Source organism: Antrihabitans auranticaus (genome assembly GCF_016481275.1).
GTDB lineage: Bacteria > Actinomycetota > Actinomycetes > Mycobacteriales > Mycobacteriaceae > Antrihabitans.
In genome coordinates, this window is the sequence record NZ_JAEMNW010000003.1 from 116,483 (window position 1) to 142,443 (window position 25,961).

Annotated in this window: 28 protein-coding genes; 11 read left to right on the forward strand and 17 right to left on the reverse strand. The window is 64.5% G+C overall.

Going from position 1 to position 25,961, the window contains the following annotated elements; genetic code table 11:
• Positions 1–142 precede the first annotated feature (142 nt).
• From JGU72_RS14800 to JGU72_RS14810, 3 genes are all read left to right on the forward strand, one after another.
• Positions 143–337, forward strand: a complete 195-nt coding sequence (locus JGU72_RS14800; RefSeq protein WP_199684745.1) for a CbtB domain-containing protein — start codon at positions 143–145, stop codon at positions 335–337.
• Positions 328–1,116 (forward strand): CbtA family protein, encoded by a 789-nt coding sequence (locus JGU72_RS14805; protein ID WP_199684746.1) that lies wholly within the window; start codon positions 328–330, stop codon positions 1,114–1,116. The genes JGU72_RS14800 and JGU72_RS14805 overlap by 10 nt, the downstream gene beginning before the upstream one ends.
• 127 nt (positions 1,117–1,243) lie before the next feature.
• Entirely contained in the window at positions 1,244–1,699 is a 456-nt protein-coding gene (locus tag JGU72_RS14810) for a hypothetical protein (RefSeq protein WP_199684747.1), read from the forward strand.
• Here the strand turns inward: JGU72_RS14810 and JGU72_RS14815 are convergent.
• From JGU72_RS14815 to JGU72_RS14825, 3 genes are read right to left on the reverse strand one after another with little or no spacing between them, the layout of a single operon-like run.
• Complete coding sequence (locus tag JGU72_RS14815; RefSeq protein ID WP_199684748.1) at positions 1,688–2,128, reverse strand: OsmC family peroxiredoxin; 441 nt, start codon at positions 2,126–2,128, stop codon at positions 1,688–1,690. The two genes, JGU72_RS14810 and JGU72_RS14815, sit on opposite strands and share 12 nt — an antisense overlap.
• A gap of 38 nt (positions 2,129–2,166) precedes the next feature.
• A complete protein-coding gene (locus JGU72_RS14820; RefSeq protein ID WP_199684749.1) occupies positions 2,167–3,015 on the reverse strand; it encodes an ABC transporter permease subunit in 849 nt (282 codons plus the stop codon).
• Complete coding sequence (locus JGU72_RS14825; protein WP_199684750.1) at positions 3,012–3,920, reverse strand: ABC transporter ATP-binding protein; 909 nt, start codon at positions 3,918–3,920, stop codon at positions 3,012–3,014. The genes JGU72_RS14820 and JGU72_RS14825 overlap by 4 nt, the downstream gene beginning before the upstream one ends.
• A 109-nt stretch (positions 3,921–4,029) precedes the next feature.
• On the opposite strand from JGU72_RS14825, the gene JGU72_RS14830 reads away from it, so the two are divergent.
• The 4 genes from JGU72_RS14830 to JGU72_RS14845 all read left to right on the forward strand — a co-directional run bounded on the left by JGU72_RS14830 (position 4,030) and on the right by JGU72_RS14845 (position 6,967).
• On the forward strand, positions 4,030–5,184 hold the full coding sequence (locus JGU72_RS14830) for a sensor histidine kinase (protein WP_233532478.1): 1,155 nt from the start codon (positions 4,030–4,032) through the stop codon (positions 5,182–5,184).
• Positions 5,181–5,849, forward strand: coding sequence for a response regulator transcription factor (locus JGU72_RS14835; RefSeq protein WP_199684751.1), 669 nt, complete (start codon positions 5,181–5,183; stop codon positions 5,847–5,849). Before JGU72_RS14830 ends, JGU72_RS14835 begins: the two co-directional genes overlap by 4 nt.
• A gap of 75 nt (positions 5,850–5,924) precedes the next feature.
• The gene (locus JGU72_RS14840; RefSeq protein ID WP_199684752.1) at positions 5,925–6,179 is read left to right on the forward strand and encodes an SHOCT domain-containing protein; all 255 of its coding nucleotides are present in this window, start codon (positions 5,925–5,927) and stop codon (positions 6,177–6,179) included.
• Positions 6,176–6,967, forward strand: a complete 792-nt coding sequence (locus JGU72_RS14845) for an LLM class flavin-dependent oxidoreductase (protein ID WP_199684753.1) — start codon at positions 6,176–6,178, stop codon at positions 6,965–6,967. The genes JGU72_RS14840 and JGU72_RS14845 overlap by 4 nt, the downstream gene beginning before the upstream one ends.
• 50 nt (positions 6,968–7,017) lie before the next feature.
• Here JGU72_RS14845 and JGU72_RS14850 read toward each other — a convergent pair whose 3' ends face one another.
• A complete protein-coding gene (locus JGU72_RS14850) occupies positions 7,018–9,546 on the reverse strand; it encodes an ATP-dependent Clp protease ATP-binding subunit (RefSeq protein ID WP_199684754.1) in 2,529 nt (842 codons plus the stop codon).
• A 354-nt stretch (positions 9,547–9,900) separates the two neighbouring features.
• On the opposite strand from JGU72_RS14850, the gene JGU72_RS14855 reads away from it, so the two are divergent.
• The gene (locus tag JGU72_RS14855; RefSeq protein ID WP_199684755.1) at positions 9,901–10,857 is read left to right on the forward strand and encodes an alpha/beta fold hydrolase; all 957 of its coding nucleotides are present in this window, start codon (positions 9,901–9,903) and stop codon (positions 10,855–10,857) included.
• Here JGU72_RS14855 and JGU72_RS14860 read toward each other — a convergent pair.
• Together JGU72_RS14860 and JGU72_RS14865 are read right to left on the reverse strand one after the other, a co-directional pair.
• Complete coding sequence (locus JGU72_RS14860) at positions 10,854–11,354, reverse strand: anthrone oxygenase family protein (RefSeq protein ID WP_199684756.1); 501 nt, start codon at positions 11,352–11,354, stop codon at positions 10,854–10,856. The genes JGU72_RS14855 and JGU72_RS14860 overlap by 4 nt on opposite strands.
• A 4-nt stretch (positions 11,355–11,358) precedes the next feature.
• On the reverse strand, positions 11,359–12,192 hold the full coding sequence (locus JGU72_RS14865) for a Rossmann-fold NAD(P)-binding domain-containing protein (RefSeq protein WP_233532479.1): 834 nt from the start codon (positions 12,190–12,192) through the stop codon (positions 11,359–11,361).
• A 115-nt stretch (positions 12,193–12,307) separates the two neighbouring features.
• Between JGU72_RS14865 and JGU72_RS14870 the strand changes: the two genes are divergently transcribed.
• Positions 12,308–13,234 carry an AraC family transcriptional regulator gene (locus JGU72_RS14870; RefSeq protein ID WP_199684758.1) on the forward strand — a complete coding sequence of 309 codons (927 nt, stop codon included), beginning with the start codon at positions 12,308–12,310 and terminating at the stop codon, positions 13,232–13,234.
• A gap of 3 nt (positions 13,235–13,237) precedes the next feature.
• On the opposite strand, the gene JGU72_RS14875 is transcribed toward JGU72_RS14870, so the two are convergent.
• Together JGU72_RS14875 and JGU72_RS14880 are read right to left on the reverse strand one after the other, a co-directional pair.
• Positions 13,238–13,861 (reverse strand): FHA domain-containing protein, encoded by a 624-nt coding sequence (locus JGU72_RS14875; RefSeq protein ID WP_199684759.1) that lies wholly within the window; start codon positions 13,859–13,861, stop codon positions 13,238–13,240.
• A gap of 79 nt (positions 13,862–13,940) precedes the next feature.
• Positions 13,941–14,255 (reverse strand): chorismate mutase, encoded by a 315-nt coding sequence (locus JGU72_RS14880; protein WP_199684760.1) that lies wholly within the window; start codon positions 14,253–14,255, stop codon positions 13,941–13,943.
• Positions 14,256–14,458: 203 nt separating this feature from the next.
• On the opposite strand from JGU72_RS14880, the gene JGU72_RS14885 reads away from it, so the two are divergent.
• The gene (locus JGU72_RS14885; protein WP_199684761.1) at positions 14,459–17,431 is read left to right on the forward strand and encodes a Kelch repeat-containing protein; all 2,973 of its coding nucleotides are present in this window, start codon (positions 14,459–14,461) and stop codon (positions 17,429–17,431) included.
• A 9-nt stretch (positions 17,432–17,440) separates the two neighbouring features.
• Here the strand turns inward: JGU72_RS14885 and JGU72_RS14890 are convergent, their stop codons facing one another.
• The 3 genes from JGU72_RS14890 to JGU72_RS14900 all read right to left on the reverse strand — a co-directional run bounded on the left by JGU72_RS14890 (position 17,441) and on the right by JGU72_RS14900 (position 20,122).
• Positions 17,441–17,797, reverse strand: a complete 357-nt coding sequence (locus JGU72_RS14890; RefSeq protein WP_199684762.1) for a histone-like nucleoid-structuring protein Lsr2 — start codon at positions 17,795–17,797, stop codon at positions 17,441–17,443.
• Between the two features lie 120 nt (positions 17,798–17,917).
• Positions 17,918–19,420: a lysine--tRNA ligase gene (lysS, locus tag JGU72_RS14895; protein WP_199685320.1), complete on the reverse strand. Its 1,503-nt coding sequence runs from the start codon at positions 19,418–19,420 to the stop codon at positions 17,918–17,920.
• A 60-nt stretch (positions 19,421–19,480) separates the two neighbouring features.
• Entirely contained in the window at positions 19,481–20,122 is a 642-nt protein-coding gene (locus JGU72_RS14900) for a TetR/AcrR family transcriptional regulator (protein WP_199684763.1), read from the reverse strand.
• An 88-nt stretch (positions 20,123–20,210) separates the two neighbouring features.
• Between JGU72_RS14900 and JGU72_RS14905 the strand changes: the two genes are divergently transcribed.
• Complete coding sequence (locus tag JGU72_RS14905; protein ID WP_199684764.1) at positions 20,211–21,377, forward strand: epoxide hydrolase family protein; 1,167 nt, start codon at positions 20,211–20,213, stop codon at positions 21,375–21,377.
• Between the two features lie 293 nt (positions 21,378–21,670).
• Here the strand turns inward: JGU72_RS14905 and JGU72_RS14910 are convergent, their stop codons facing one another.
• From JGU72_RS14910 to JGU72_RS14935, 6 genes are all read right to left on the reverse strand, one after another.
• Entirely contained in the window at positions 21,671–22,096 is a 426-nt protein-coding gene (locus tag JGU72_RS14910) for a rhodanese-like domain-containing protein (RefSeq protein WP_199684765.1), read from the reverse strand.
• Entirely contained in the window at positions 22,093–22,662 is a 570-nt protein-coding gene (locus tag JGU72_RS14915) for a cysteine dioxygenase (protein WP_199684766.1), read from the reverse strand. Before JGU72_RS14915 ends, JGU72_RS14910 begins: the two co-directional genes overlap by 4 nt.
• A 104-nt stretch (positions 22,663–22,766) precedes the next feature.
• Positions 22,767–23,573 carry a type III pantothenate kinase gene (locus JGU72_RS14920; RefSeq protein ID WP_199684767.1) on the reverse strand — a complete coding sequence of 269 codons (807 nt, stop codon included), beginning with the start codon at positions 23,571–23,573 and terminating at the stop codon, positions 22,767–22,769.
• A gap of 10 nt (positions 23,574–23,583) precedes the next feature.
• Entirely contained in the window at positions 23,584–24,003 is a 420-nt protein-coding gene (gene panD, locus JGU72_RS14925; RefSeq protein WP_199684768.1) for an aspartate 1-decarboxylase, read from the reverse strand.
• A 13-nt stretch (positions 24,004–24,016) separates the two neighbouring features.
• Positions 24,017–24,940 carry a pantoate--beta-alanine ligase gene (panC, locus tag JGU72_RS14930; RefSeq protein WP_199685321.1) on the reverse strand — a complete coding sequence of 308 codons (924 nt, stop codon included), beginning with the start codon at positions 24,938–24,940 and terminating at the stop codon, positions 24,017–24,019.
• Positions 24,941–24,945: 5 nt separating this feature from the next.
• Positions 24,946–25,875, reverse strand: coding sequence for a Rossmann-like and DUF2520 domain-containing protein (locus tag JGU72_RS14935; RefSeq protein WP_199685322.1), 930 nt, complete (start codon positions 25,873–25,875; stop codon positions 24,946–24,948).
• Positions 25,876–25,961 lie beyond the last annotated feature (86 nt).

Genomic DNA, 25,961 nt, shown 5'->3' on the forward strand with positions numbered 1-25,961 from the left:
CGGAGACAACGTGATGGTGATGCGGGAATACCGGTGTGATTCCGGAGCGGTCGCGCCACTGTGATCCGGCGACCATTCGCCGGTAGCCAGACCCTTCTTGCCATCACACCGCTAAACGGGACGCGTAATCCCAGGAGGTTCGATGGCACTCGCTCATTCACCCAGTCAGGTCGACAGTCGACTGGGCGCACTGCTCGTCACGGTAGGCGTCGTACTGCTTGCGATGCTCACGCTGTACCTGGTCGGCTTCGACCAGGGCGCCATTTCGCGTAGCGGAATGTACATGCATGAGTTGATGCACGACGGTCGTCATCTGCTGGGGCTACCGTGCCACTGACACCACTTTCGGGGAGCCTCAAAACCCTGTTGATTCGCGGCTTGCTTGCAGGTCTCATCGCCGGATTGCTGGCCGGAGGCGTCGCATTCCTGCTCGGTGAACCGCACGTCGACGCAGCGATCGCGATCGAAGAGCAGAACGCTGCCGCCGAGGCGCACGACCACGCCGCCGAAGCCACTGGTGGCCACTCGCACGACGAAGAGGACGCCCTCGTCAGCCGGGACGGCCAGAAGGGCGGCCTGTTCCTTGCGACCGCTCTCGCGGGACTGGCACTCGGCGCGATCTTCGCGGCGGTCGCGCATTACGCACGCCGGTTCATGGGTCTGTCCGGGCCGATCCTGGCTATCAGCCTGGCAACGGCGGGATGGCTCGCGATAGAGGCGGTGCCCTTCTTCAAGTACCCCGCCAATCCGCCCGCTGTCGGTGATCCGGACACGATCAACAAACGAACACTGCTCTGGCTCTCGGCGGTGCTCCTTGGTTTGGCAGCGGTAGCCATCGCAGCTTATGTGTCCAAAGTTGTTCAGGCGCAGCAATTTACCGTTCGCCTGGCAGCTCCGCTCGGCGCGTTCCTTGTCGTTGTCGGCCTGGGTTATGTCCTGCTACCCGGCGTGAACGAGGTCGGCGATGACTTCCCTGCGACCCTGTTGTGGGAGTTCAGGCTGTCATCGCTCGCGACGCAGGCGACACTGTGGATCAGCCTCGGCATCGCTTTCGCGTTCCTTACCGAGTTGGCCGACCGGCAGAAGTCCGCGACACAGACGCTCGCATCGCGCTGACGTAGACATCGCAATACAGGGGGTCGCTTAGGCGGCCCCCTGTATTGCGTTCGTAGTACCCCGGTAGGGGGCGCAACACGACCGCGGGGTGATGCGGCGGTCGGTTTCGGTCTCGCAGGATCGATCCATGACGACAACCGCAGATGTTGCGCCGCCATCGGTCGACCGAGCCCTCATCCTCATCGCGATTGCTGTTGCGGCGGGCGCCGTCGAAGCAATTCTCCGGACGGCGATCGCACTCGAGCGGCCCGATGCCGATGTCGGCGCCCTCGCGCTCGGCCTCGCGGTCCGCGCGGCCATCTATGCCGCCGTGGTCGGGATCGCCGTTTTGATGCATCGCGGGCGACGCTGGGCGCGAACAACGCTCACCGTCGGGCTCGGCACGGTCGGGTTGGCATCACTGACCATCGAGCCGATGGCGGCCGTCCTTTCGTCGAATCCCGGCCTGTTCGACGGGATCACGCTCGATTCCGTGCTGCTGGCGCTGGTCCGCGTGCTGCACATCTTCGCGGTGGTCGCCGCGCTGATCTCGATGTATCGGGTGGACGCGAGGAGGTACTTCGTGCTCGGGCTACGCCCCTAACGCTGCATCGACAGTGATCTCGACACCGGTCAGCGCCTTGCTGACCGGGCAACCGACCTTCGTATCCTCGGCTGCCTGGACGAAGCCCGCCTCGTCAAGGCCGTCGACCTCACCGCGGACCGTCAGCTTGATGCCGGTGAGCCGCAGACCGCCTGCGGGGTCCGGGCCGATCGACACGTCGGCGGTGACGTCCAACGACTTGGGCGTACCACCTGCGGCAGCGATACCGCCGGACAGCGCCATCGCGAAGCACGACGCGTGAGCAGCGGCGATCAGTTCCTCCGGGCTCGTCGTGCCGTCTGCGGCATCCGCGATCCGTTTCGGGAAGGAGACGTCGAATGTTCCGAGGCCCGAGCTCACGAACTCCGTGCGGCCTGCACCATCCTGCAGTCCTCCGGTCCAACGGGTGACCGCGGTACGAGTCGGCATTGTGCTGTCCTTTCAGGTCGTCGAATCGGTCTGCGCAGTCAGACGAGGTCGCGTCGCTGCACCAACCAAACCGTACCCACTGCGAACACCGCGAGGTATGCAACCAGTGCGACAACAGATTCCGACCGCGGCAGAATGTCGAGCACACCGGGCGTCGGCTCGCCCGGCACCGTGCGCATCGCACCGGCAAGCGAACCCGCCGCCGTACCCGGTAGATAGTCGGTGACGACGCGCATCGGGCCCAAAATGGCCGCGACGCCGCGGAGCAGATTCTCGATGACCAGCACCCACACGAGACCGAGACCGACCGCGAGTGCAGGGCCGCGGGCGAGTGTGCCGATCAGGACGCCGAACAGCGTCCACATGCCGAGGATGAGAATACCGGTGCCGATTCCCGTCGCGGTGTGCGAAAGCGACGGCAGAACGATCGGCTGCGATTCACTGACGGCGACGAGGCATGCGATCGAGAAATCGATGACGAACGCCGCGAGAACCTGGGCGACAACCACGACGCCGAGGGCCAACGCTGTTCCACCGATGACCGAAACCCGACGCGGACCCTGGGTGAAAACCGTCTTCCACGTCCCCCAGCCGTAGCCGCTGCCCACCGCGAGCGCACCCAGAATCAGCATCAGTGCGCCGCCGAACATTGCCATACCCTGGGTGAACACTTCCGGCACGGCGGTCGGAAGCATCTGGCGAAGAAGGAGTTCCGGCGGCAGACCGTTCGACATTTCGCCGGAATCACCGGTCTTGTACGCGATGTAGTTGAAGACGTAGACGAACGCGAGATTCATTGCGATCCACGTTCCCAGAAGAACCCAGAAGGCCGGCCACTTGCGCAGTCGGAGAGCCTCCGCGCGTGCGCTCACAAGAATTGCGTTCATTTCGACAGCTCCTTTTCGGTGGTCGTCATTTCGAAGAAGACTTCTTCCAGCGACCGCTCGTCGGATCGCAGTTCCAGGAGATCCGCGCCGGACTCGACGATGGCGCGGGCAAGCGCGGGTGCGTGGTCGGCGCTCATATCGACCCGAATCCCGTTGGCTGCCACTATCGCTCGACGATCCCCCACGACGTGCCGAACGACCTGGAGTGCGATCTCGAGCGGTTCCGCCCGGACGAACAACGTCGACGCGCCACGCAGCTCCGCCACCGTGGACTCGACGAGGAGCACCCCGTTCGAGATAACGCCGACCCGATCGCAGATCTGCTGGACCTCGCTCAGCATGTGGCTGGAGAGCAGGACCGAGTGGCCGCTTGCGGCGAGGTCGACGATCAGTTCACGCATCTCCGCCATGCCTGCCGGGTCGAGCCCGTTGGTCGGTTCGTCGAGGATCAGCAGGTCCGGCTCGCCGAGCAACGCGGACCCCACCCCGAGGCGTTGCTTCATACCGAGCGAGTACGTCTTGAATTTGTCGTCACCGCGTCCGCGGAGTCCAACTCGCTCGAGCGCAGCTTCGACGTGGCTGTCGGCAAGTCCGCGATAGCGCGCCATCACGCGCAGGTTGTCACGTCCCGAGAGATACGGATAGAAGCCCGGACCCTCGATCAGGACCCCTGTCTTGTGCGCGGATTCCGGATCGCCTGGGTCGCGTCCGAGCACGGACGCCGACCCGCTGGTCGGGCGGATCAGCCCCACCAACATGCGCAACGTCGTCGTCTTGCCTGCACCGTTCGGCCCGAGGAAGCCGTAGATCTCCCCCGCACGAACACTCAAGCTCACCGAGTCGACCGCCAACTGCTCGCCGTAACGTTTGGTCAGCCCGTCGGTGACCACAATCTGATTTCTCATGCGTCGACCCTCCCGCGCGGTCGTCCAAGCCACATCCGTCGCGCGGCGACACCTCGACTACGTACGCAGGCCGACGACACTTCCCGTACGCGCGGACTACGTTGCGAATATGCGAACTATCAGGCCGTGGGAGTGGGGAATGGCCCTGTTCGTTGCCGTCGTTCAACTCGGCGGCAGCCGGGGCGCCAACCCCAATCAGTCGTTCGCAGCGCCGCTCGATGCGTACGGCTACCTCCTTCTCCTCGTCGGTCCCATCGCACTGCTCTTCCGGCGCCGCTACCCGATGACCGTTCTGCTGGTCGTCCTGGCCGTGACCGCCGCCTACGTCGTGCGCTACGGCTACGGACCTGTCTTCATCTCGCTCGTCATCGCGTTCCTCACAGCCGCGACGCTCGGTTCACGGTGGCCGACTTACGCACTCATTCCGCTGGGCTATCTCGGCTTCATCTGGCCGGTACCCGCGCTACTGGGCCATGGAGCGCCGACGTGGTGGGCGGCGTTGGGCATGGCCGCGTGGCTGACTGTTCTCGTGTCCGCGGCCGAAGGAATTCGCCAACGCCGTGCCGTCGTCGAAGCTCGCAAGCAACGTGCCGAGGCTGCCCGCGAATCCGCGGAACAGGATCGACTCAGGCGTGCCAGCGACGAACGTCTCGCCATCGCCCGGGAACTACACGACGTTCTTGCACATAGCCTTTCGATGATCAACGTGCAGTCTTCGGTCGCTCTCGAACTGATCGACACCAAGCCCGAACAGGCAGCAACCGCCCTCGCTGCCATCAAGGCCGCGAGCCGTGATGCGCTCGGTGAAGTGCATTCCTTGCTCACGTCGATCCGCAGCGGCACCGACCGTGCACCGACCGCTCCCGCCCCGAGCATCGCCGACCTCGATGCCGTTGTGGCGCGCGCCCGAAGCGCGGGGATCGAGGTGCGTACCGACGTCGAGGGAGAGGTCCGGCGGCTGCCGAGCGTCGTCGACGTCGCGGCGGCGCGGATCGTGCAGGAATCACTGACGAACGTCGCCCGCCATTCGCCGGGCTCGAGTGCTGCTGTCCACGTGCGGTATTCGGCACACCATCTGACGTTGCGGATCGACGACGACGGTCGCGGAAACCCCGCGCCTGCGACTTCCGGCGGGTCCGGTATCCGGGGCATGATCGAGCGAGCGCACGCGCTCGGCGGTGAACTGTCCGCAGCGCCGCGCAGCGGTGGCGGTTTTCGGGTGGACGCCAGATTGCCCATCGACGGTGGAGAGGACGATCGATGACAATTCGCGTGGTCGTTGCGGACGATCAAGCGCTCGTGCGAGCAGGATTCGTCGCACTGCTCGACGCGCAGGACGGAATCGAGGTCGTCGGGGAAGCAGACAACGGCGAGCAGGCAGTGCGGCTGACCCGGCAGCTCTCGCCGGACGTCGTACTGATGGACATCCGGATGCCGGTCCTCGACGGGCTCGGTGCCACTCGGCTGATCGCCGATGATCCCAAGCTTGCCGACGTGCGGGTCGTCGTCCTGACGACGTTCGAACTCGACGAGTACGTCTTCGAGGCAATGCGTGCCGGTGCCACCGGCTTTCTGGTCAAACACACCGAGCCGGCGGACCTCGTTCGAGCGGTCCGCGTCGTCGCAGCCGGCGAAGCGCTGTTGTCGCCCGGCGCGACTCGGCGCCTCGTTGCCGAGTTTGCCGCGCATGCCAAACAGGCCCCTCGTTCCCCCGTGCTCGACGACCTCACCGATCGTGAACGGGAAGTGATGTGCCTTGTCGCCGAGGGCCTGACGAACGCCGAAATAGGTGAGCGGCTCTTCATGAGCCCCGCGACGGCACGCACGCACGTCAGTCGAATCTTGTTGAAGCTCAACGCTCGTGACCGCACTCAACTCGTCGTAATGGCGTACGAATTCGGCCTGGTCCGCCCGGGCTGGCAGGAGTAGTACGCGTCGCGACGTATGCGGGATCGCGCCGCGCGACCGATGTGCGGCGATCCGCGTCCCGGCAGGGTTGGAGCCATGAACATTCACGCACAACCAGAAACCCTGAACTTCCTCGCCGACCACTACGACCGCGTCGGCCCGCCGTGGCCGGCCTTCTTCCTGATCCCGCTGCTGTTCTGGATCACGATCGTCGCGGTCGTCATTTTCGCGCGCCGCCGATTCCACGCGCGGTCCGGTGAGGGGACGTTGCGCGACGTGTTCGCCCGCGGGGAGATCAGCGAGGCCGACTATCGTGCGCGGCTGAAGGTCTTGCAGGAGACGCGGCGATGAGCGACTTCGCCTTCGCGGTCATCATTACGCCGCGCGGCGGTAAGGATTGGATCGCGCAGGTCCGACGCGCGGAGGACCAGGGATTCTCAGCAATCTTGTTGCCGGACACCATGTTCACGCCGTCGCCGTTCCCGGCGCTGGCAGCCGCGGCGGCCGTTACGTCGACGATCAAACTGCGGCCGTGGGTGCTGTCCGCGCCGTTGCGGCATCGCGCAGCGACCGCTCGCGAAGTTTCGGCCCTTCAGTTGCTTTCCGACGGCAGGTTCGAACTCGGCATCGGTGCCGGTCGCCCGGGCGGCGACGGTGAGGCCGCGAAGCTGGGCATGACATGGGGAACGCCCGGCGAGCGGCGCGCGAAGGTTGCGGAAACCGTTGCGGCTGTTCGCGAGAGCGTCGACCCGGTGCCGCCGGTCATCGTCGCAGCCTCGGGTCCACGATTGCTTGCCGACGCCGCCGGGTACGCCGACCGTGTCTCGCTCGCAGCCCCGCCCGCGGCGACCGAAGCCGACCTCCTACCGATGGCCGACGCCGTCCGGTCGGTGCGGGAGCTGCCGATCACCTACCAGCTCGTCGGCATCGGCGACAGACTGCCGTACTTCACGGCGACAAAGTTCGGTCACACTGCGGCGGGTTTGCGCGAAGCCGGTGCGGCCGGCGTGCTCAGCGCCGATCCGGATACCGCGATCGCCGAGTTGTACAACCTGCGCGACCGGCTGGGCATCGACGAGCTGGTCGTCCCAGGTGAATTGGCGGACGATTTTGCGCAAGTGCTGGCTCGAATCGGGTGAACCCAAAACGGGCGGCCAGGTTTCCCTGGCCGCCCGTTTTGTTGTGACTCTTATTCCTTGGCTAGCACCGGTGTCGCAACGTCGTCGGCGGCAACCTTGACGAGCGAAGCCTTCGGCTTGCCCTTGAAGGTGAACTTGGCATCCTCGCCGGCACCTTCGCCGTCCCAGCCTTCGACGTCGACCTCGATGACCTGGCCGGCACCGATCTCGCCGAACAGGATCTTCTCCGACAGCTGGTCCTCGATCTCGCGCTGGATGGTGCGACGCAGCGGCCGCGCACCCAGGACCGGATCGAAGCCGCGCTTGGCCAGCAATGCCTTGGCCTGCTCGGTCAGCTCCATCGCCATGTCCTTGCTCGCCAGCTGGCGGCCGACACGGGCAATCATCAGGTCGACCATCTGGACGATCTGCTGAGTCGTCAGCTGGTGGAAGACGATGACGTCGTCGATACGGTTGAGGAACTCAGGACGGAAGTGCTTCTTGAGCTCGTCGTTGACCTTCTGCTTCATCCGCTCGTAGTTCGAGCCTTCCGCGCTCTGCGAGAAGCCCAAGCCGACGGCCTTCGAGATGTCGGACGTACCGAGGTTCGAGGTGAAGATCAGGACGGTGTTCTTGAAGTCGACCGTCCGGCCCTGACCGTCGGTGAGGCGGCCGTCTTCGAGCACCTGCAGGAGGGTGTTGTAGATCTCCTGGTGCGCCTTCTCGATCTCGTCGAACAACACCACGCTGAACGGCTTCCGGCGCACCTTCTCGGTGAGCTGGCCGCCTTCTTCGTAGCCGACGTATCCGGGCGGGGCACCGAACAGGCGCGACGCGGTGAACCGGTCGTGGAACTCGCCCATGTCGATCTGGATGAGCGCATCGTCGTCGCCGAACAGGAAGCTCGCCAACGCCTTCGACAGCTCGGTCTTACCGACACCCGACGGCCCGGCGAAGATGAACGAGCCCGACGGCCGCTTCGGATCCTTCAGACCGGCGCGCGTACGGCGAATCGCCTTCGAGACGGCCTTGACGGCGTCTTCCTGGCCGATGATCCGCTTGTGCAGCTCGTCTTCCATGCGGAGCAGACGGGTGGTCTCCTCCTCGGTGAGCTTGAACACCGGAATTCCGGTCCAGTTGGCGAGCACCTCGGCGATCTGCTCGTCGTCGACCTCAGCGATGACGTCGAGGTCACCCGAACGCCACTGCTTCTCACGCTCGGCGCGCTGGGCGACCAGCGTCTTCTCCTTGTCTCGCAGCGATGCAGCCTTCTCGAAGTCCTGCGCGTCGATCGCGGATTCCTTCTCCCGGCGCGCGTCGGCGATCTTGTCGTCGAATTCGCGCAGGTCCGGCGGTGCGGTCATCCGGCGGATGCGCATCCGGGCGCCTGCCTCGTCGATCAGGTCGATCGCCTTGTCGGGCAAGAACCGGTCGTTGATGTACCGGTCGGCCAACGTCGCCGCAGCCACCAGAGCACTGTCGGTGATCGATACGCGGTGGTGTGCCTCGTAGCGGTCCCGCAGGCCCTTCAGAATGTTGATCGTGTGCTCGACGGTCGGCTCGCCGACCTGCACCGGCTGGAACCGGCGCTCGAGGGCGGCGTCCTTCTCGATGTACTTGCGGTACTCGTCGAGCGTGGTCGCGCCGATCGTCTGCAGTTCGCCACGAGCCAGCTTCGGCTTGAGGATCGACGCCGCATCGATGGCACCCTCGGCGGCACCCGCGCCGACGAGCGTGTGCAGCTCGTCGATGAACAGGATGATGTCGCCGCGGGTGTTGATCTCCTTGAGCACCTTCTTCAGGCGCTCTTCGAAGTCACCGCGGTACCGGCTACCGGCGACCAGCGAACCGAGGTCGAGGGTGTAGAGCTGCTTGTCCTTGAGCGTCTCGGGAACCTCGCCGTTGACGATCGCCTGCGCGAGACCCTCGACGACTGCCGTCTTACCGACGCCGGGCTCGCCGATCAGCACAGGGTTGTTCTTGGTGCGGCGGCTCAGCACCTGCATCACGCGCTCGATTTCCTTCGAGCGGCCGATGACCGGATCGAGCTTGCCTTCGAGCGCGGCCTGCGTCAGGTTGCGGCCGAACTGGTCGAGGACCAGCGAGGTCGACGGAGTGCCTGCTTCGCCACGGCTGCTGCCGGACTCGGCGGGCTCCTTGCCCTGGTAGCCCGAGAGCAGCTGGATGACCTGCTGCCGGACCCGGTTGAGGTCGGCGCCCAGCTTCACCAGAACCTGGGCAGCGACGCCCTCGCCCTCGCGAATCAGGCCGAGCAGGATGTGCTCGGTACCGATGTAGTTGTGGCCGAGCTGCAGCGCTTCGCGCAAGCTCAGCTCGAGGACCTTCTTCGCACGCGGTGTGAACGGGATGTGCCCGGACGGCGCCTGCTGGCCCTGACCGATGATCTCCTCGACCTGGCTTCGCACGCCCTCGAGAGAAATACCAAGGGATTCCAGCGACTTCGCCGCTACACCCTCGCCCTCGTGGATGAGGCCGAGCAGGATGTGCTCGGTGCCGATGTAGTTGTGGTTGAGCATCCGGGCCTCTTCTTGGGCCAGGACGACGACGCGCCGTGCGCGGTCTGTAAACCTCTCGAACATCGCTCTCCCTCACTCCTAGCCCGGCCTCGGTGTTCGTCACACAGCTCCGGATCCGGTGGAACCCAGCCAAGGTTCCAGTCCCCCGCCACTACTCTAGTTGGCCAGGGTACGACCCGCCGCGCGTCCACCCATTTACCTGGGCGGTCTTTGCCGGCTTACGTGAATAACGTCGCAGCGTAGGGATTCGTTTCCCCTACTTGTACGCCCGCAGCGAACAGCCGTCCACCAGGCCCACCAAGGTGTGCGAACTGTGCACCCTGCGGTGTCGACGGCCCAACACTCGGGTCCCTTATCAGCCGCGGCCATTGAGCGAAGAGTGGTGCATACCAACCCCACTTCCGACCGGAGCCCGCAATGTCGATCTCGAGCACCACCGCCAAGCTGGGGGAACGTCGTGCGAGGGTATCGACTCGGGACGGCGTCGCCCTCGCGATCCGTGAATCCGGCCCGCAGCACGCCGCGGTCACCGTCGTCTTCCTGCACGGACACTGCCTGAGCACCGAGTCGTGGACATTCGTCACAGAGGCGCTCGCAGCCCAGTACCCCGCAGCCAAGATCGTCAGCTACGACCACCGCGGCCACGGTGAATCGCAGGAAGCCGCAGCGGCGACCTACACGATCACCCAGCTCGGGCATGATCTGCACGACGTCCTCGCGGCAGTCGCGCCGACCGGTCCGGTCGTCCTCGTCGGACACTCGATGGGCGGCATGACCGCGATCACCTACGCAGGCCTGTACGCGCACGAGATCGGCACCCGGATCGTCGGCATCGCACTGATCGCGACCGCCGCGAACGGCCTTGCCGAAGCCGGCTACGGCCGCCTGCTGCAGAACCCGATCGTCTCCTGGTTCCAGGCCGCAGTTCGCAAGTCGCCTGCTGCGATGCGTCGCGCCAAGTTGGCCGCATGCAAGGTGTTCGCACCCGTCGTCCGGTCCGCGGAATTCGGCAATCGCAAGGTCAGCCCCCGCGTCCTGGCCCTGGCGAACGCGATGCACAACGCAACCTCGATCGTGACGATGGCGACGTTCCTGAGCTCGTTCATGACCTACGACGAGACGGCGACCATGCCGTCGCTGTCTGCGATCCCGACGCTGGTCCTCTGCGGCACCGCGGACCTCATGACCCCGCCTTCGCATTCGGTCGCCATGGCCGCGCAGGTCGAGTACTCGGACCTGGTCATGGTCGACGGTGCCGGGCACTCGGTCATCCTCGAGCAGCCTGCACAGGTCGCAGACGCACTCGTCCGGATGCTCACACGAGCGAGCGGCCCCGACTGTGCCGGAGCCGCTCGTCTCGCACTCGTCGCCTAGACCGTGCGCCGTCCGAGCAGGATCAGCGACCACGCGAGTGCGCCGAACGCAGCAGTGTGGAGGAGCAACCTGACGATGTTCCACCGCACCCACGCGTCGAAGAAGTCGCCACGTACACCGGCGAGGTCGGTGATCTGATTCGGATCACCGGCCGCGTCGAGTTGGTCGTTCAACGGAATGTTGAGCGCGAACGTGACGACGGTGCCGGCAATGTTGAGTACTGCTGCGGCCACAACCCAGCCGAGCACGCTGCGCATGTCCTTACCGAGAAACATCGCCGCCGCACCGATCGTGATGACCGGTGCACCCAGGAACGACAGCATGAACACCGGGTTGATGATCGCCACGTTGATCTTCTGCATCACGTCGATCATCGTTTTGTTGTCGGCTTGTCCGAGCGCGGGCATCACCGAGTTCGCGTAGCCGTAGTACAGACCCGCAAGCAATCCGCTGGTCAGCGTTGCCAAGAGCAACGCGATCGTCCGGAGCGTGTTCATGCCCTCACCCAACCCGACTCGTTGCCGGTGTCCAAGCACCCGCGGCGGCGGCGCCGCGGACGAACTCCGAGAAATCGCGCGGTGGCCGTCCGAGGGCTTGCGCGACACCGTCGGCGAGCACCGAATTGCGGCCGTCCAGCACGGTCGTGAAGAGGTAGACGAGTAACTCCACGACGTCGTCGGGGGCACCTTGCTCACGCATGCCCGCGGCGAAATCGTCCGGCGTGATCGAGACGAACTCGATGTGCCGACCGGCAGCCTGTGCGATCTCGGCGATCGCGTCGGCGAACGTCAGCAGCCGCGGTCCGGTGAGTTCGTACACCTTGCCGACATGACCGTCCTCGGTCAAGGCAGCAACGGCGACGTCGGCGATGTCGTCGGCATCGACGAACGGTTCCAGGACTCCGTCGACCGGAAGGGCAATCTCGCCGGCAAGGATCGGCTCGAGGAAGTAGGACTCGTTGAAGTTCTGCGCGAACCAGGTCGCACGGATGATCGTGCATTCGAGTCCCGAACCTTGCACGATCCGCTCGCATGCCTCGGCGTCTTCCTCGCCGCGACCCGCGAGCAGGACGAGTCGCCGCAAACCGCTAGCGGCAGCGAGAGCCGTGAACGCCGTCATCGCGTCGATGGAACCCGGCGCCGCGAGGTCGGGAAAGTAGGTGACGTACGCGGAGTCGACGCCGTCGAGAGCCCGCCCCCAGGTCTCGCGGTTCTCCCAGTCGAAGGGGATCGAAGAGTTGCGCGATCCTTCGCGAACCGCCACGCCCTTTGCCTGAAGCCGCTCCGCCACACGCCGGCCCGTCTTGCCTGTGCTTCCAACGACCAGAACAGTCATTTCCTTCTGCCTTTCGAGTGTCTTTGTTTTCCGGTGACACCAGTACAGTCGGAATTTGCTGGACGATCCATCGCTGAAACGCTTCATTTCATGTTCGATCGTCTAGCCTCTTCACATGGACGTTCTCGCCAGCCTGCTCGAGGGCCCCCGGGCCCGCGGCGCGTTCTTGATGCGTTCGATTCTCGATCCGCCGTGGTCGATCCGGATTCAGGACGAGGCGCCCCTCACCGTGCTGGTAGCGCTTCGCGGCCACGCCTGGGTAGTGCCCGATATCGGCGAACCCACGAAGTTGGTTGCCGGTGACATCGCAATCTTCCGCGGGCCAGACGCTTACACGGTTGCAGACGACCCGGACACCGCTCCCGATGTGATCCTGCATCCGGGCCAGGTCACGACGACCCCCGACGGCGAAGTGCTCTGCGAGACACTCAACCTCGGCGTCCGCAGCTGGGGAACCAATCCCGACGGCGCTGCCATGTTCATCACCGGCACCTACGAGGTGGCCGGTGCGGTGAGTTCACGTCTGCTGCGCGCCCTTCCGCCGCTGATCGTGCTGCACGAAGGACAGGTGAGCGGTCCGCTGCCGGCGCTGCTCGAAAGCGAAGTGGTCAAGGACGATCCCGCACAGGGCGTCGTACTCGACCGCCTGTTGGACCTCCTGCTGATTGCCGCGCTTCGCGCGTGGTTCTCCCGCGACGACGCGCCCGGCTGGTACCACGCATACGCGGACCCGTTGGTAGGCAAAGCCATTCGACTCATGGAGAACAACCCGACGCAGCAATGGACGGTCGCGGGCCTCGCAGCACAGGTCGGCGTCTCGCGCGCCGCGCTGGCGAAGCGCTTCACCGAGCTCGTCGGCGAACCACCCATGGCTTTCCTCACCGAATGGCGGCTGGCACTCGCAGCCGACCTACTGCGGGAATCCGATGCACCGATCGAATCCATTGCACGACAGGTCGGCTACGGCAGCGCCTTCGCATTGAGCACAGCATTCAAACGGGAGCACGGCGTGAGCCCACGCGAACACCGACTCGGTGCGTGAACCCTAGAGGTCCCGTTCGTTGATGACTCCGCTCTGCAGCGCCAATTCGGCGAGCCGCACGCGCTTCTGATTCTGCGGCAGATCCTCCACACCGAATTTCGCGAACAGCGCCCGCAAATGCGTCTTGATCGCGTCGACACTGAGGAACAACTCGCCGGCAATTTGCTGATTCGATGCCGGACTCGCGAATGCGGCGCTGTGCTTGTACGGGCGGCACAATGCAATCAACACCGAACGCTGCGTTTCTGTGAGCGAACGAAGCGTCGGCACGGCATTGGACGAAACTCGTGTCACATCGTCGAATCCGGCTCCGAATTCGTGGAATGTGAGCAGCGCGCCCCCAATGCGGATTCGATCGCCTGCCCGCAATCTACGACGGCCCGCGAGTCGTTCACCGTTGACGAACGTGCCGTTGCGTGAAAGCCCGTCGTCGACGATCGTCCAGTTCGTCCCGATCCATTCGATCGCAGCGTGCAGACGCGACACCTCGTCGTCCCATGTCAACGAAACATCCGCCTGCGGCGATCGCCCGACCGTCACACGCGGCGCGTCGGGTGAAAGAACAATCTCCTGCTGCCGCCCCTGCTCGTCTGCAAATCGCAGGCACGGCCCATCAAGTACAGACACATCGACCTCTCTTGTCGGGGTCAATCGTGCCGTGTACCAGCTATAACAGCAAATAGTCAGACTTCGTGTCGCGCAGGCACTACTTCTGACGGCCGGGAACGCCGGTCCGGCCGAGGCGAAGGAGCACCATTCCGAGGCTCACACCGTCCCGTCCGAGATGCTTTTCGAAGGTGCGCAGAACGTCCATTTCGGCGTGCCGGGTTGCCTGCGGGAGGCCGACGCCGACGCGTGCCTTACCTGCACGGCGGGTGATTTCCACGCGGCGGCGGACGTTGTCGAGGATCTCTGCGTCGAGGCGATCGATCTCTGCGCGCAGCCGGGCAAGGTCGTCATCGTTGACGTCGTCGCCAGCGGCGGCGTTTGCGGTGAGCGGGGCTTGCAGTGCGACTGGCATTTCGATTTCTCCTCGGTGGATTGCCTTTCCTGACACAACTGATCCTTGTTGGCCCCGGCGTAATGAACTAGGCACCCCAGGGGGAGTAAATACTCACCCCCACGCAACCCCTTTACCAGCCACAATAGAAACGTCGCTTCATGTCGTAAGGCCATCTTCGAAAGGCGATACGCTGACTGTCCGCCGCTCGAGAGGTGTCTGGGATGAGTGATTCACACCCTTCGACACTGGGTCTGTCGGTCGAGATGGCCGCGGCGGGTTTCGAGGGCGCCACCGAGGTCGGACGGGGTGGTTTCGGCGTCGTCTACAAGTGCTGGCAGCCAGCACTCGGGCGCACGGTAGCGATCAAAGTGCTTTCCTCGGACCTGGATCGGGAGAACCGGGAACGGTTCCTGCGTGAGGGCTATGCGATGGGCCGGCTGTCCGGCCACCCCAACATCGTCAACATCCTGCAGGTCGGCGTCACGTCGTCCGGTCGGCCGTTCATCGTGATGCCGTACCTCGCGAAAGACTCACTCGCAAGCCGGATTCGGCGGGACGGCAACCTCGAATGGCCCGAAGCGATCCGCATCGGTGTCAAGCTCGCCGGCGCGCTGCAGGCCGCACACAGTTCGGGGACGCTGCACAGAGACGTCAAGCCGGGCAACGTCCTTGTCGGCGACTACGGCGAACCACAATTGAGCGACTTCGGTATCGCCCGCATTGCAGGCGGTTTCGAAACGACGACCGGGGCCTTCACCGGATCTCTGGCCTACACGGCACCCGAAGTGCTGAAAGGAAAGCCCCCGACGGTCGCCGCCGACATCTACGGCCTCGGCGCTACGATCTTCGCCCTGATCGCCGGGCGCGCTGCCTACGAGCGCCGCACCGACGAGGAACTGATCGCCCAGTTCATCCGCATCAGCACAACCGCGATCCCTGACCTGCGACCGAGCGGAATACCCGACGACATTTGCGCTGCCATCGAAAAAGCGATGGCGAGCGAGCCCGAAGATCGCTACGAATCCGCCGCCGAGTTCGGCAACGTGCTGCGGGAAGCCGAACGCCAGCACGGGCTCAAGGTCGAGGACATGGCGTTGCCCCCGGAACCCGAGCCCCCGACAGAGCACTATGCCCTCCGACCGGACCGCTCGTCGTCCAATCCGATCGCGGTGGCGTCGGGTCCGTACGGTCGGCATGCGGCGGCAACCTCGGGTCCGGGCCAATGGCCGCAGCATGTGCAGTACTCACCGTCCGATTCCAGTCCGCGCCCGGTCCAGCGAGATACGCGCAATCGCAAAGGACTCGTCATCGGAGCGCTCGCTATCGCGGCTCTGCTGGTGCTTGCGGGCGTCGGCGGTCTGGTTCTGCTTCGCGACAACGGAACCCACCCGCGCGCTCTTCCCGCAGCAGATCCGTCGACGCCGACCCTGCCCGAAGTAGCGGACTGGCGGCAGCTCGACGACGCACCGATCGCCCGCCAGCAGTCGGCGACAACCGTCTCTTCGGGGGTCGTCTGGGTCTTCGGCGGGCTCGACAACGAGGGCTCGACGCCCATCGTCGAGGGCTACGATCCTGCGCTGGACACCTGGAAATCCGGCCCGGACCTGCCGCTCGCGCTCAACCACCCGATGGCCGTCGAATACCGCGGTGAACTCGTCGTCCTCGGCGGTTGGGAACCCGAGGGCGCAAACCTCACCGGCAAGACATCCGACCGTGTGCTGGCGCTGCGCAACGGCGTCTGGGTCGACCTCGCGAAGCTGCCCGAGCCGCGTGCGGCGGGAGCAGCGGTCGTCATCGATGACAAGATCGTCGTACTCGGCGGCCAGAACCAGGACAAGCAGCTGTCGGTCTCGGCCGACGTTTTCGACGGCACCACATGGACAACCGTGCCCGGGATGCCGACCCCGCGTGAGCACGTCGCCGCCGCCACCGACGGCAAGTTCGTCTACGCGGTCGGCGGCCGCGATTTGTCCGCCGACAAGAACACCGCTGCGCTGGAAGCATTCGACCTGACGACGAACGCCTGGACCGTCCTGCCACCCATGCCGACCGCGCGCGGCGGCCTCGGTGCGGCGTATGCGGACGGCCGGATCGTGACTGTCGGCGGCGAGGAGCCCACGCGCGTGCTCGGCACTGCCGAGGCCTACGACATCGCCAGCCGCACCTGGAGCGAATTGCCGCCGTTGCACACCCCGAGGCACGGACTTTCCGTCGCGGCGGTCGGCAACTGGATCTACGCCTTCGGCGGCGCGACCCGGCCGACGCACGCCGAATCGACCGCCACCGCGGAGGCACTCGCTTTACCGGCGCGTTTACCGCAGCCTGCGGCGGATTGGCGGCCGCTCAAGGACGCCCGGATTGCCCGGCAGCAATCGGCGACCACGATGGCCGACGGCACAATCTGGGTCTTCGGCGGCCTCGACAACGCCGGTTCGACATCGAAGGTCCAGGGCTACGACCCGGCGATCGACACCTGGAAATCGGGTCCTGATCTGCCTTCCGCCCTTAATCATCCGATGGCCGTCGAGTACAGGGGCGAGTTGATCGTGATCGGTGGCTGGGAGCCGGAGGGCCCGAATCTCACAGCCAAGACATCCGACCGCGTGCTCGCGCTCCGCAACGGGGCGTGGGTGGATTTACCGAGGCTGCCGGAGCCTCGCGCCGCAGGTGCTGCGGCTGTCGTCGACGAGAAGATCGTCGTGATGGGCGGACAGAACAACGGCGAACTCTCGACGACGACCGTCATTTTCGACGGAACCGCGTGGCGCACGTCCGCCGGCCTTGCCAGTCCACGGGAACATCTTGCGGCCACGGCCGACGGTACGTTCGTATACGCGCTGGGTGGCCGCGATCTGTCTGCCGACAAGAACTCTGCAGCTGTGGAGCGGTTCGACGCGGCGACATCGACCTGGACGACGTTGGCCGACATGCCAACTGCGCGCGGCGGCCTGGGAGCGGTGTATCTGGATGGCCGCATAGTTGCGGTAGGTGGCGAGGAACCTACGCGAGTCCTCGACACTGTGGAGGCCTTCGACGTCGGTACGGGAACGTGGGCAGCGTTCCCGTCGTTGCGCACTGCCAGGCATGGCCTGGCAGTGGCGGCGGTGGGAAATACCGTTTACGCGATCGGTGGTGCGACTAAACCGACCCACGCACAATCGACAGCAGTGAGCGAAGCGCTCGATTTCTCGTAGGCGGGGCTGTTACTTCTTTGCCTTGTTGTAAGCCTCGGTGATTTCCGCAGAGATCCGACCACGCGCGGATACCTTATGTCCGTTTCGGCGGGCCCACTCGCGAATTGCGGCGCTTTGTTCACGATCGACAGAGACGCGCGCCTTTGTGCCGGCAACCACAATTGCAGGCTTGGCCGCACGCCGGCGACCGCTCACCTTGCGAGCACTCGAAACCCAGATCTCGAGCTGCGAGCGCAGTTTTTCGGCGTTCTTCGCCGAGAGGTCGATCTCGTACGAAACACCGTCGATACCAAACTCTACGGTCTCGTCGGCAGGCGCCTCCCCATCCACATCGTCGATGAGAGTGACAGTGACCTTCTTAGCCATGTGTTTGCTTTCCTCTCGAATGGAGTGGCCTCTTTAACATCGACCCACTACTCGCCGCCAAGCGTACCCCAATAAGTGATTTTTCAATATAAAGGAAATACCGGAAGAATGGCGCCCCGATCAGCGTGTGAACGGGCGCACAATTGGGAACAAGATGGTTTCCCTGATTCCAAGTCCGGTTAGGGCCATCAACAATCTATCGATTCCCATCCCAGTGCCAGTTGTCGGTGGCATACCGTACTCCATTGCCGCCAAAAAGTCTTCATCCAGCACCATCGCTTCGTCGTCACCGGCCGATGCGAGCCGAGCCTGATCGACGAAACGCTCACGCTGAACAACGGGATCGACCAATTCCGAATAGCCAGTTGCCAATTCGAATCCACGCACGTATAAGTCCCACTTCTCCGTCACGCCCGGCTTCGAACGATGCTGGCGTGTCAACGGTGAAGTCTCCACTGGGAAATCACGCACAAAAGTCGGCGCTACGAGCTTCTCGCCGTACTGGTGCTCCCACAGTTCTTCGACCAGCTTGCCGTGACCGTAGCCCTTGCCAGGCGGAATCTCGAGACCGACCTTGTCCGCCAGCTCGAGCAATTCTGCGACTGATGTCTCCGGCGTGACCTGCACCCCGAGACATTCCGACAGAGATGGATACATCTCGACGGTCGTCCACTCGCCGGAGAGATCGTATTCGGTGCCGTCCGCGAGCGTGACCACCTGAGTGCCCAACGCCTCTTGCGCGACCTCTTGTACCAATTCGCGGGTCATCTTGGCCGAATCGTCGTAGGTGCCGTAGGCCTCGTACGTTTCGAGCATTGCAAATTCCGGCGAATGCGTCGCGTCGGAACCTTCGTTTCGGAAGTTCCTATTGATCTCGAAGACCTTCTCGATGCCGCCGACAACACACCGCTTGAGAAACAGCTCCGGTGCGATACGAAGGAACAAGTCGATGTCGAGCGCGTTCGAATGAGTTACGAACGGTCGCGCGGCCGCACCGCCGTGCAAGGTTTGCAGCATCGGAGTCTCAACCTCGAGAAAACCTCGAGACTCGAGCGCATTTCGCAATGCACGGACAACGGCAATGCGCTTGCGTGCCATTTCCCGGGCATCGGGCCGCACGATGAGATCGACATAGCGCTGCCGCACGCGCGATTCCTCGTTCATCTCCTTGTGCGCAACAGGAAGTGGCCGCAACGATTTCGCAGCCATCTCCCAAGAGTCCGCGAGAACGCTCAATTCCCCGCGGCGCGAACTGATCACTTCGCCGTATACATAGACAAAGTCACCGAGATCGACATCGGATTTCCACGCGGCCAACGATTCTGCGCCCACGTTCGCAAGGCTCAGCATCGCCTGAAGTTGCGTCCCGTCGCCTTCCTGGAGGGTCGCAAAACACAGCTTCCCAGTGTTCCGGAAGAAAATCACGCGCCCCGCCACGCCGACTTTTTCACCGGTCTGGGTATCGGCAACCAGTTCGGGATACTTCGCCCTCACCTGCGCCAGCGTGTGCGTTCGGCCCACCGACACCGGATAGGCCTCACGGCCCTGCTCCAGTAGGCGGTCCCGCTTGCCCCGCCGGATTCGAATCTGCTCGTTGTCTGCCGCGGCATCTTCCGGCGTCAGCCCGGTCGCACCAGTTACATCAGCCGTCGCTTCACTCACGACCGTCAAGCCTATCGTTAGCTACCCACGGCTCCATCGGGCGGTTTGCTCGGCCCAGGTAGGCGCGCTTCCAGGCAGCGGATCGTGCCCGTCGGCTCGCAACCCGTCGACAATTATCGCAAGCTGCCGCATGCGTAGTTCGGCAGTGCGCGCGGGTCCGCCCAGAGTGCTCTTCGCGATCAACTCCAGTAGGTAGCTCACATCCAGGAAAGTGACACCGGCACGTAATTTGCCTGTGGCAGAGACCTTTTCGAAGAGCGCGACGCCAAGCTCCCGCATTCGCTCGGCCTTGGCGGCATGCTCGGCCGTCGGGACGAACGTGCCGGCAAGTCGGACCGTCAGCGAGTGCGTATCGGCTTCGACGATCCGTTCCAGGAATTCCACATAGGCCGGCCACGGCTCGAGTTCACTCGCCAACGCGCGCTCGACCTCCTCGAGGTACACGTCCTGCCCGTGCGCGCACAGCGTGCCGAGGAGGTCTTCCTTATTCTTGTAGCGGTTGTACAGAGCGCCGATCCCGACGCCGGCACGCTTGGCCACGGCAGAGATGGGCGCGGTGGGATCGGCAACGAAGACCTCGCGCGCGGCGTCCAGAATCACGGCGTCGTTGCGCTGCGCCTCCGCGAACCGTCCCCGCCGCAGCGGTGCAGAAGTTTCCGACATATTTGGATTGTAGACCTTGAACAGAACAATCCGTTCAGTTATTCTTGAACAGAACAGAACGTTCCGATCAAACGAGAGGCTCGCAGACATGAGCAGCACACCCAAGCTCGAGTTCCGCCCGTTCCGCGTCGAGGTCTCCGACAGCGCGATCGAGGACCTCCGGTCGCGCCTGGCGAACACCCGCTGGCCCGAGCAGCTACCGGGTGCCGAATGGGAGCGCGGCGTGCCGGTCGACTACCTGCGCGGACTGGCGAAGTACTGGGAGACCGAGTTCGATTGGCGCGCAACGGAACAGCGACTCAACGCCTACCCGCAATTCTTGACCGAGATCGACGGGCAGACGATCCATTTCCTGCATGTCGAGTCACCTGAGCCCGACGCCACTCCCCTGATCCTGCTGCACGGCTGGCCGGGCTCGGTGGTCGAGTTCCTGAACGTCATCGGGCCGCTCAGCGATCCCCGAGCGCACGGGCTGGATCCGGCCCAGGCCTACCACCTGGTCATTCCGTCGATGGCAGGCTTCGGGTTCTCCGCGCCGCTGTCGGACGCGGGTTGGGGCAGCATGCGCAACGCACAGGCATTCGCGACCCTGATGGCGGCCCTGGGCTACGAGCGGTACGGCGTCCAGGGTGGCGACTACGGCGCGTTCGTCGGCCCGGACATGGGTCGCGTTGCGCCGGAAAACGTGATCGGTGTACACGTCAATGCGGCCAGCTTCGGGTTCATCCCGCTCGGTCCGGTGTCGGACGAGGAGCAGGCGACTATGTCCGAGGTCGAGCTGACCCGGCTGGGTCGGTTGGGCGGCTGGAACGAGGAGATGACCGGCTACTTCAAGGTCCAGAGCACCCGGCCCCAGACGGTCGGGTACGGCCTGCACGACTCCCCGGTCGGGCAGCTGGCGTGGATCGTCGAGAAATTCAAGGAGTGGACCAACTCGGCCAAAGACCTTCCCGAGGACGCGGTTCCGCGCGAAGAGTTGCTGGCCGACGTCTCGATCTACTGGTTCACGGGCACAGCGGTTTCGTCGGCCAACATGTACTACGAGAGCACGCACGGCGGGGCCTGGCCCACCCCTTCACAGGTGCCGACAGGTGTGGCGGTGTTCGCGGAGGATGTGGCGATCCGCCGCTACGCCGAGCAGTTGTACAACGTGGTGCACTGGTCCGACATCGACGAGGGCGGGCACTTCGCGGCCCTGGAAACCCCGGACCTACTGGTCGCCGACGTGCGCAAGTTCTTCGCCGGCCTGAGCTGAATCACGGCTGGGCGGGGATGAATTGGACGCGAGATCGAAATCGCGATTCTCGCGTCACTGAGCGGAACTCGTCGAGTGCACGGTTTTACTGGCGGATTTTCTAGATTCGGCCAGGAAAACTATGCACTCGACGGCCGCTCGACTGAGCCAATTGCAATCCGTCGCACCCCTTTTCGGGGCGGCCTCGGCGTGTCGCTCGGCAAGTCGGGGTGCGACTGCCGAGTCGGGGTGCGGCTGCGCGGGCCTTCGGCGTGTCGCCACGCGCTACAGGGCCCACCCAGCGATCCATTCACTCAGTGCGCGGCTGCAACTTCGGAGAGTTGGGAGAAGTGCTTCTTCCCGATGGCGACGTTGAGGAGCCCTGCGGCCTGCAGGGCTTTGTAGCCGCCGACGAGGTCGGTGGAGCGGTGCAGGCCCAGTTGTTTGAGCGCTGCGGCTGCGAGGCTGGAGGTGTAGCCCTCGGAGCAGACGATGATCCACTCGACTTCGTGGTCGACGGCGAGGGCGATGCGTGCCGAACTTGTTGGATCGCAACGCCATTCGAGGTGGTTTCGCTCGATGGCCAGCGCACCGGGCAGGACACCTTCGCGCTGGCGCTGGGCCTGCGGCCGAATGTCGACGAGGATTGCGCCTCGCGCAACGGCGTCGGGCAGTTGGAACGCGTACAGCCGATCGAGGGTTGCGCGGGCGTCGGCGAGCATCTGGTCGATGGTGGTCATCGCGGGTCCCCTTCGGGCTGGTCGGTGAGCTCGGTGCGGGTACGGCGCAGGGACGATTCTTTGGTGACTTCGTAGTAGGACATCGCTGTCAGCGGCGGCGAGTAGGCGTGGACGCTGAGGGTGGGTTCTGCCGGTTCGGAAGGCCGGTCAGGTGCTCGCATAACGTCGTGCACCCAGCCGATCGGGAAGGACGCCTGGTCTCCGGCGGAGAGTGTGCGCAGCCGCAATTCGGCACCGGTCCAACGGTATTCGGCGAGCGCGCCGCTGAGGACGGTCAGCGCACCGAGTGAGCCGGCGTGGTCGTGCAACTCTGTCGATTTGTCGGGCACCCAGCTGATCAGCCACACGTCGACGTCGTCGTCGGAGCTGAGCCGGACGGCCCACCGGTTGTCTACCGGCCACGTTCCGTCGGATGGGAGGAGATGGTCGTAGAGGCCGTTGAGGACGTCGACCGCACCTTGATCGGTTATGCGGAGGAGGTCAGCGGGCCGCAGTCTGGTCGGCAGAACCGACGACACCGGGCGATATGGGAGTACGGCAGAAGAAGCAGAATGCACAGCAAGCATGAGAGAGATCTCCGCAGCAGAGTTGGATGGTCAAGGCAGACCTCAGCCTCGACAACACTCCTGAGCACTCATGCGGATAGACACGCTTGCAAGCATAGCTTGTATCAGCCGAGACGCAAACGGCCCTTCGCGAGATTTCGCTCATACACGAGCCGCAGACCTTCGAGGGTGAGGTCGGGTTCGTGGTGGGAGATCGTTTCCGATTCCGGCATGATCAGCCCTGCGCTGTCGCCGGTTGCGATGACGACGACGTCGTCACCGGAAAACGCTTCGAGTTCGTCGCGCACCCGGTTGACCAGGCCGTCCACCATTCCGGCAAACCCGAACACAGCACCGGACTGCATGCATTCGACAGTGTTCTTACCGACGACCGAACGCGGGCGCGTCAGTTCGACCTTGCGTAACGCGGCAGCCTGCGAGGCCATCGCGTCCATGGAAATCTCGACGCCGGGTCCGATGACTCCGCCGAGGAACTCGCCGCGCTCGGATACGACGTCTACGCAGGTGGACGTGCCGAAGTCGACGACGATCGCGGGAGCCTTGTAGAAATGGTGCGCCGCAAGACTGTTCACGATCCGGTCCGCGCCGACCTCTTTCGGGTTGTCGACGAGCAGCGGAACTCCTGTGCGCACACCGGGTTCCACGACGACGTGCGGAACCTCGGCCCAGTACCTGCCCAGCATCACCCGTAATTCGCGCAGCACCGAGGGCACGGTGGAAAGCGCTGATACACCGGTGATTTGGTCCGCATTCGAGCCGACCAGGCCACGCAGGGTCAACGCCAATTCGTCGGCAGTCATGCGCGGATCGGTGTGCATTCGCCAGTCGCGCACCAGCTTCGAGTGAGAGCCGCTGCCGGTGAACAGTCCGAGGACGATGTTCGTGTTCCGAACATCGATCGTGAGCAACACTGGGTGCCTGCTAGACGACGGAAAGCTTGCGGGGCGTGATGAGTCCGGAACCTTCGGGCGCGTACGCCGGGTCCGAGCCCAACTCGACGGGCTTGTTCGCCTCGTCGACGAACACGACGCGCGGCTTGTAGTCGCGACACTCCTGCTCGTTCATGACGCCATAGGCGATGAGGATGACGAGGTCGCCAGGATTCACGAGATGTGCTGCGGCGCCGTTGATTCCGATGACACCCGAGCCCGGCTCGCCGGTGATGACGTAGGTCTCGAGGCGCGCGCCGTTGGTGATGTCGACGATGCAGACCTGCTCGCCCTCGATGAGGTCGGCGGCCTCCATCAGCTCACGGTCGACCGTCACCGAACCGACGTAGTGCAGGTCGGCGTGCGTGACAGTCGCGCGATGGATCTTCGATTTCATCATGGTCCGGAACATCTTTGGCCCTTTCCTAACGGGTCGCCGCGTCTTGTGGACGCAACGTTGTAGTTTCGTCGGAGGTCGCACCCAATGCGACTCCGACGTTGTCGATCAGCCGGGTGCTGCCGACGCGGGCGGCGATGAGCAACCGTGCGTTGCCGCCATTTTCAGGCACGGGACCGAGGTCGGCACCGCGTAGTTCGAGGTAGTCCAGGTCGAGTCCGGATACGTCGGCCAGCACGCTGCGTGCGGCCTTCAGTACTTCGTCGGCACCGAGCGGCCCGTAGTGTGCGCCGGCAAGCAGAGCCGCGAACAGCGTTGCCGCAGTTTCGCGTTCCTGCTCGTCGAGGTACCGATTGCGCGACGACTTCGCGAGGCCGTCGGGTTCCCGAACTGTCTGGACCCCCATGATCTTCACGTCGAAATTGAGGTCGCGCACCATCTGGCGGATCAGCGCAAGCTGCTGGTAATCCTTCTCGCCGAAGAACGCCGTTGTCGGAACCGCAATCTGCAGGAGCTTCGCGACGACGGTCAGCATCCCGGCGAAATGCGTCGGCCTGCTTGCGCCTTCGAGTTCGGCGCCCAGCGGGCCCGCGTGGACGGTCGTTCGCTGACCGTCCGGGTACATGTCGGCGACCGTCGGCGCGAACACCAACTCCACACCCTCGGCACGCAACAACTCGACGTCGGCATCCAGTGTCCGCGGGTAGGCGTCGAGATCCTCGTTTGCGCCGAACTGCAGCGGGTTCACGAAGATCGACACGATGACGGCTTGATGGTTGCGGCGCGCGCGACGCACGATCTCGAGGTGGCCGTCGTGCAACGCGCCCATCGTTGGTACAAGCGCAACCGACCGGCCGACGCCGCGCAGCGCTTTCGACACCGAGTTCAAGACCGCCGGGTCGTGGTGCACCGTCAGTTCGCCGGGCTTGAACGCCCCGCGCATGTCTTTCATACGACCTATGTCCATGGGCCCTCCAACAATTCGATGAGTGCAGGCCTGGCTCCCGCGCGCTGCGCGGAACGCAGCGAAAGCGCGCGATACCCGGCCGCTATCCGGGGGTCGACCTCGTTCAGCACAGCCAGGTGAGCTGCCACGGCATCGACGTCACCCCGCGCGACCGGACCGGTCAGTGCAGACGGCCCGCGACGAAGCGCGTTGTCCAGTGCTGCTGACAGCAGCGGCTCGAGCATGCGTTCCGCGATGCCACCCGGCTGGTCGTCGACGTGCGGCTGGCCGATCAGCTCTTGGCCGGCCAACGCCTCGCGCAATGCTGCAACGGCATCGACAACGAGGGTGACGAGGTGATTGCTGCCGTGCGCGAGCGCGGCGTGATAGAGCGTCCGGTTCTGTTCTTCGACGCGAATCGGCTCGCCGCCGATCTCTATGACGAGGGCCTGTGCAATCGCATAGCCGATCTCGTCGGCGGCGGTCACTCCGAAGCAGGCATTCGCGAGGCGCTTCGTGTCTTCGTCGTGCCCGGTGAAAGTCATTGCGGGATGAATAGCGAGCGGCGTCGCGCCTATCGCGGTCAGCGGCGCGAGGATCCCTATGCCGTTGGCGCCGGAGGTATGAGCAACGAGTGTGCCGGGGCGCACCGCACCCGTCGATGCGAGGCCGTTGACGATCGACGCCAGCTCAGCGTCGGGAACAGCGAGAACGAGCAGTTCGCTGCGTGCGGCGACGGCGTCGACCGGAAGAATCTCGGACTCGGGAAGACGCGTGTGTGCACGACGTACAGAAGCCTCGGATACTGCCGAAACACCGAATACGACGTGACCGACCCGCTCCAAAGCGGCACCGATGGCGGTACCGACGCGTCCCGCCGAGACGATTCCTACCGTCAGTCGCGCGGGCGCTGGTCCACCAGAAAACCCCTGTGAGGGCAACCCTGTGGAGGTCAACACTGTCCTCTCGTTCGTTCCAGTCCCGCTGTGCGGGTACCAGACGTCCTGGGACAAGAATATCGGTTGGG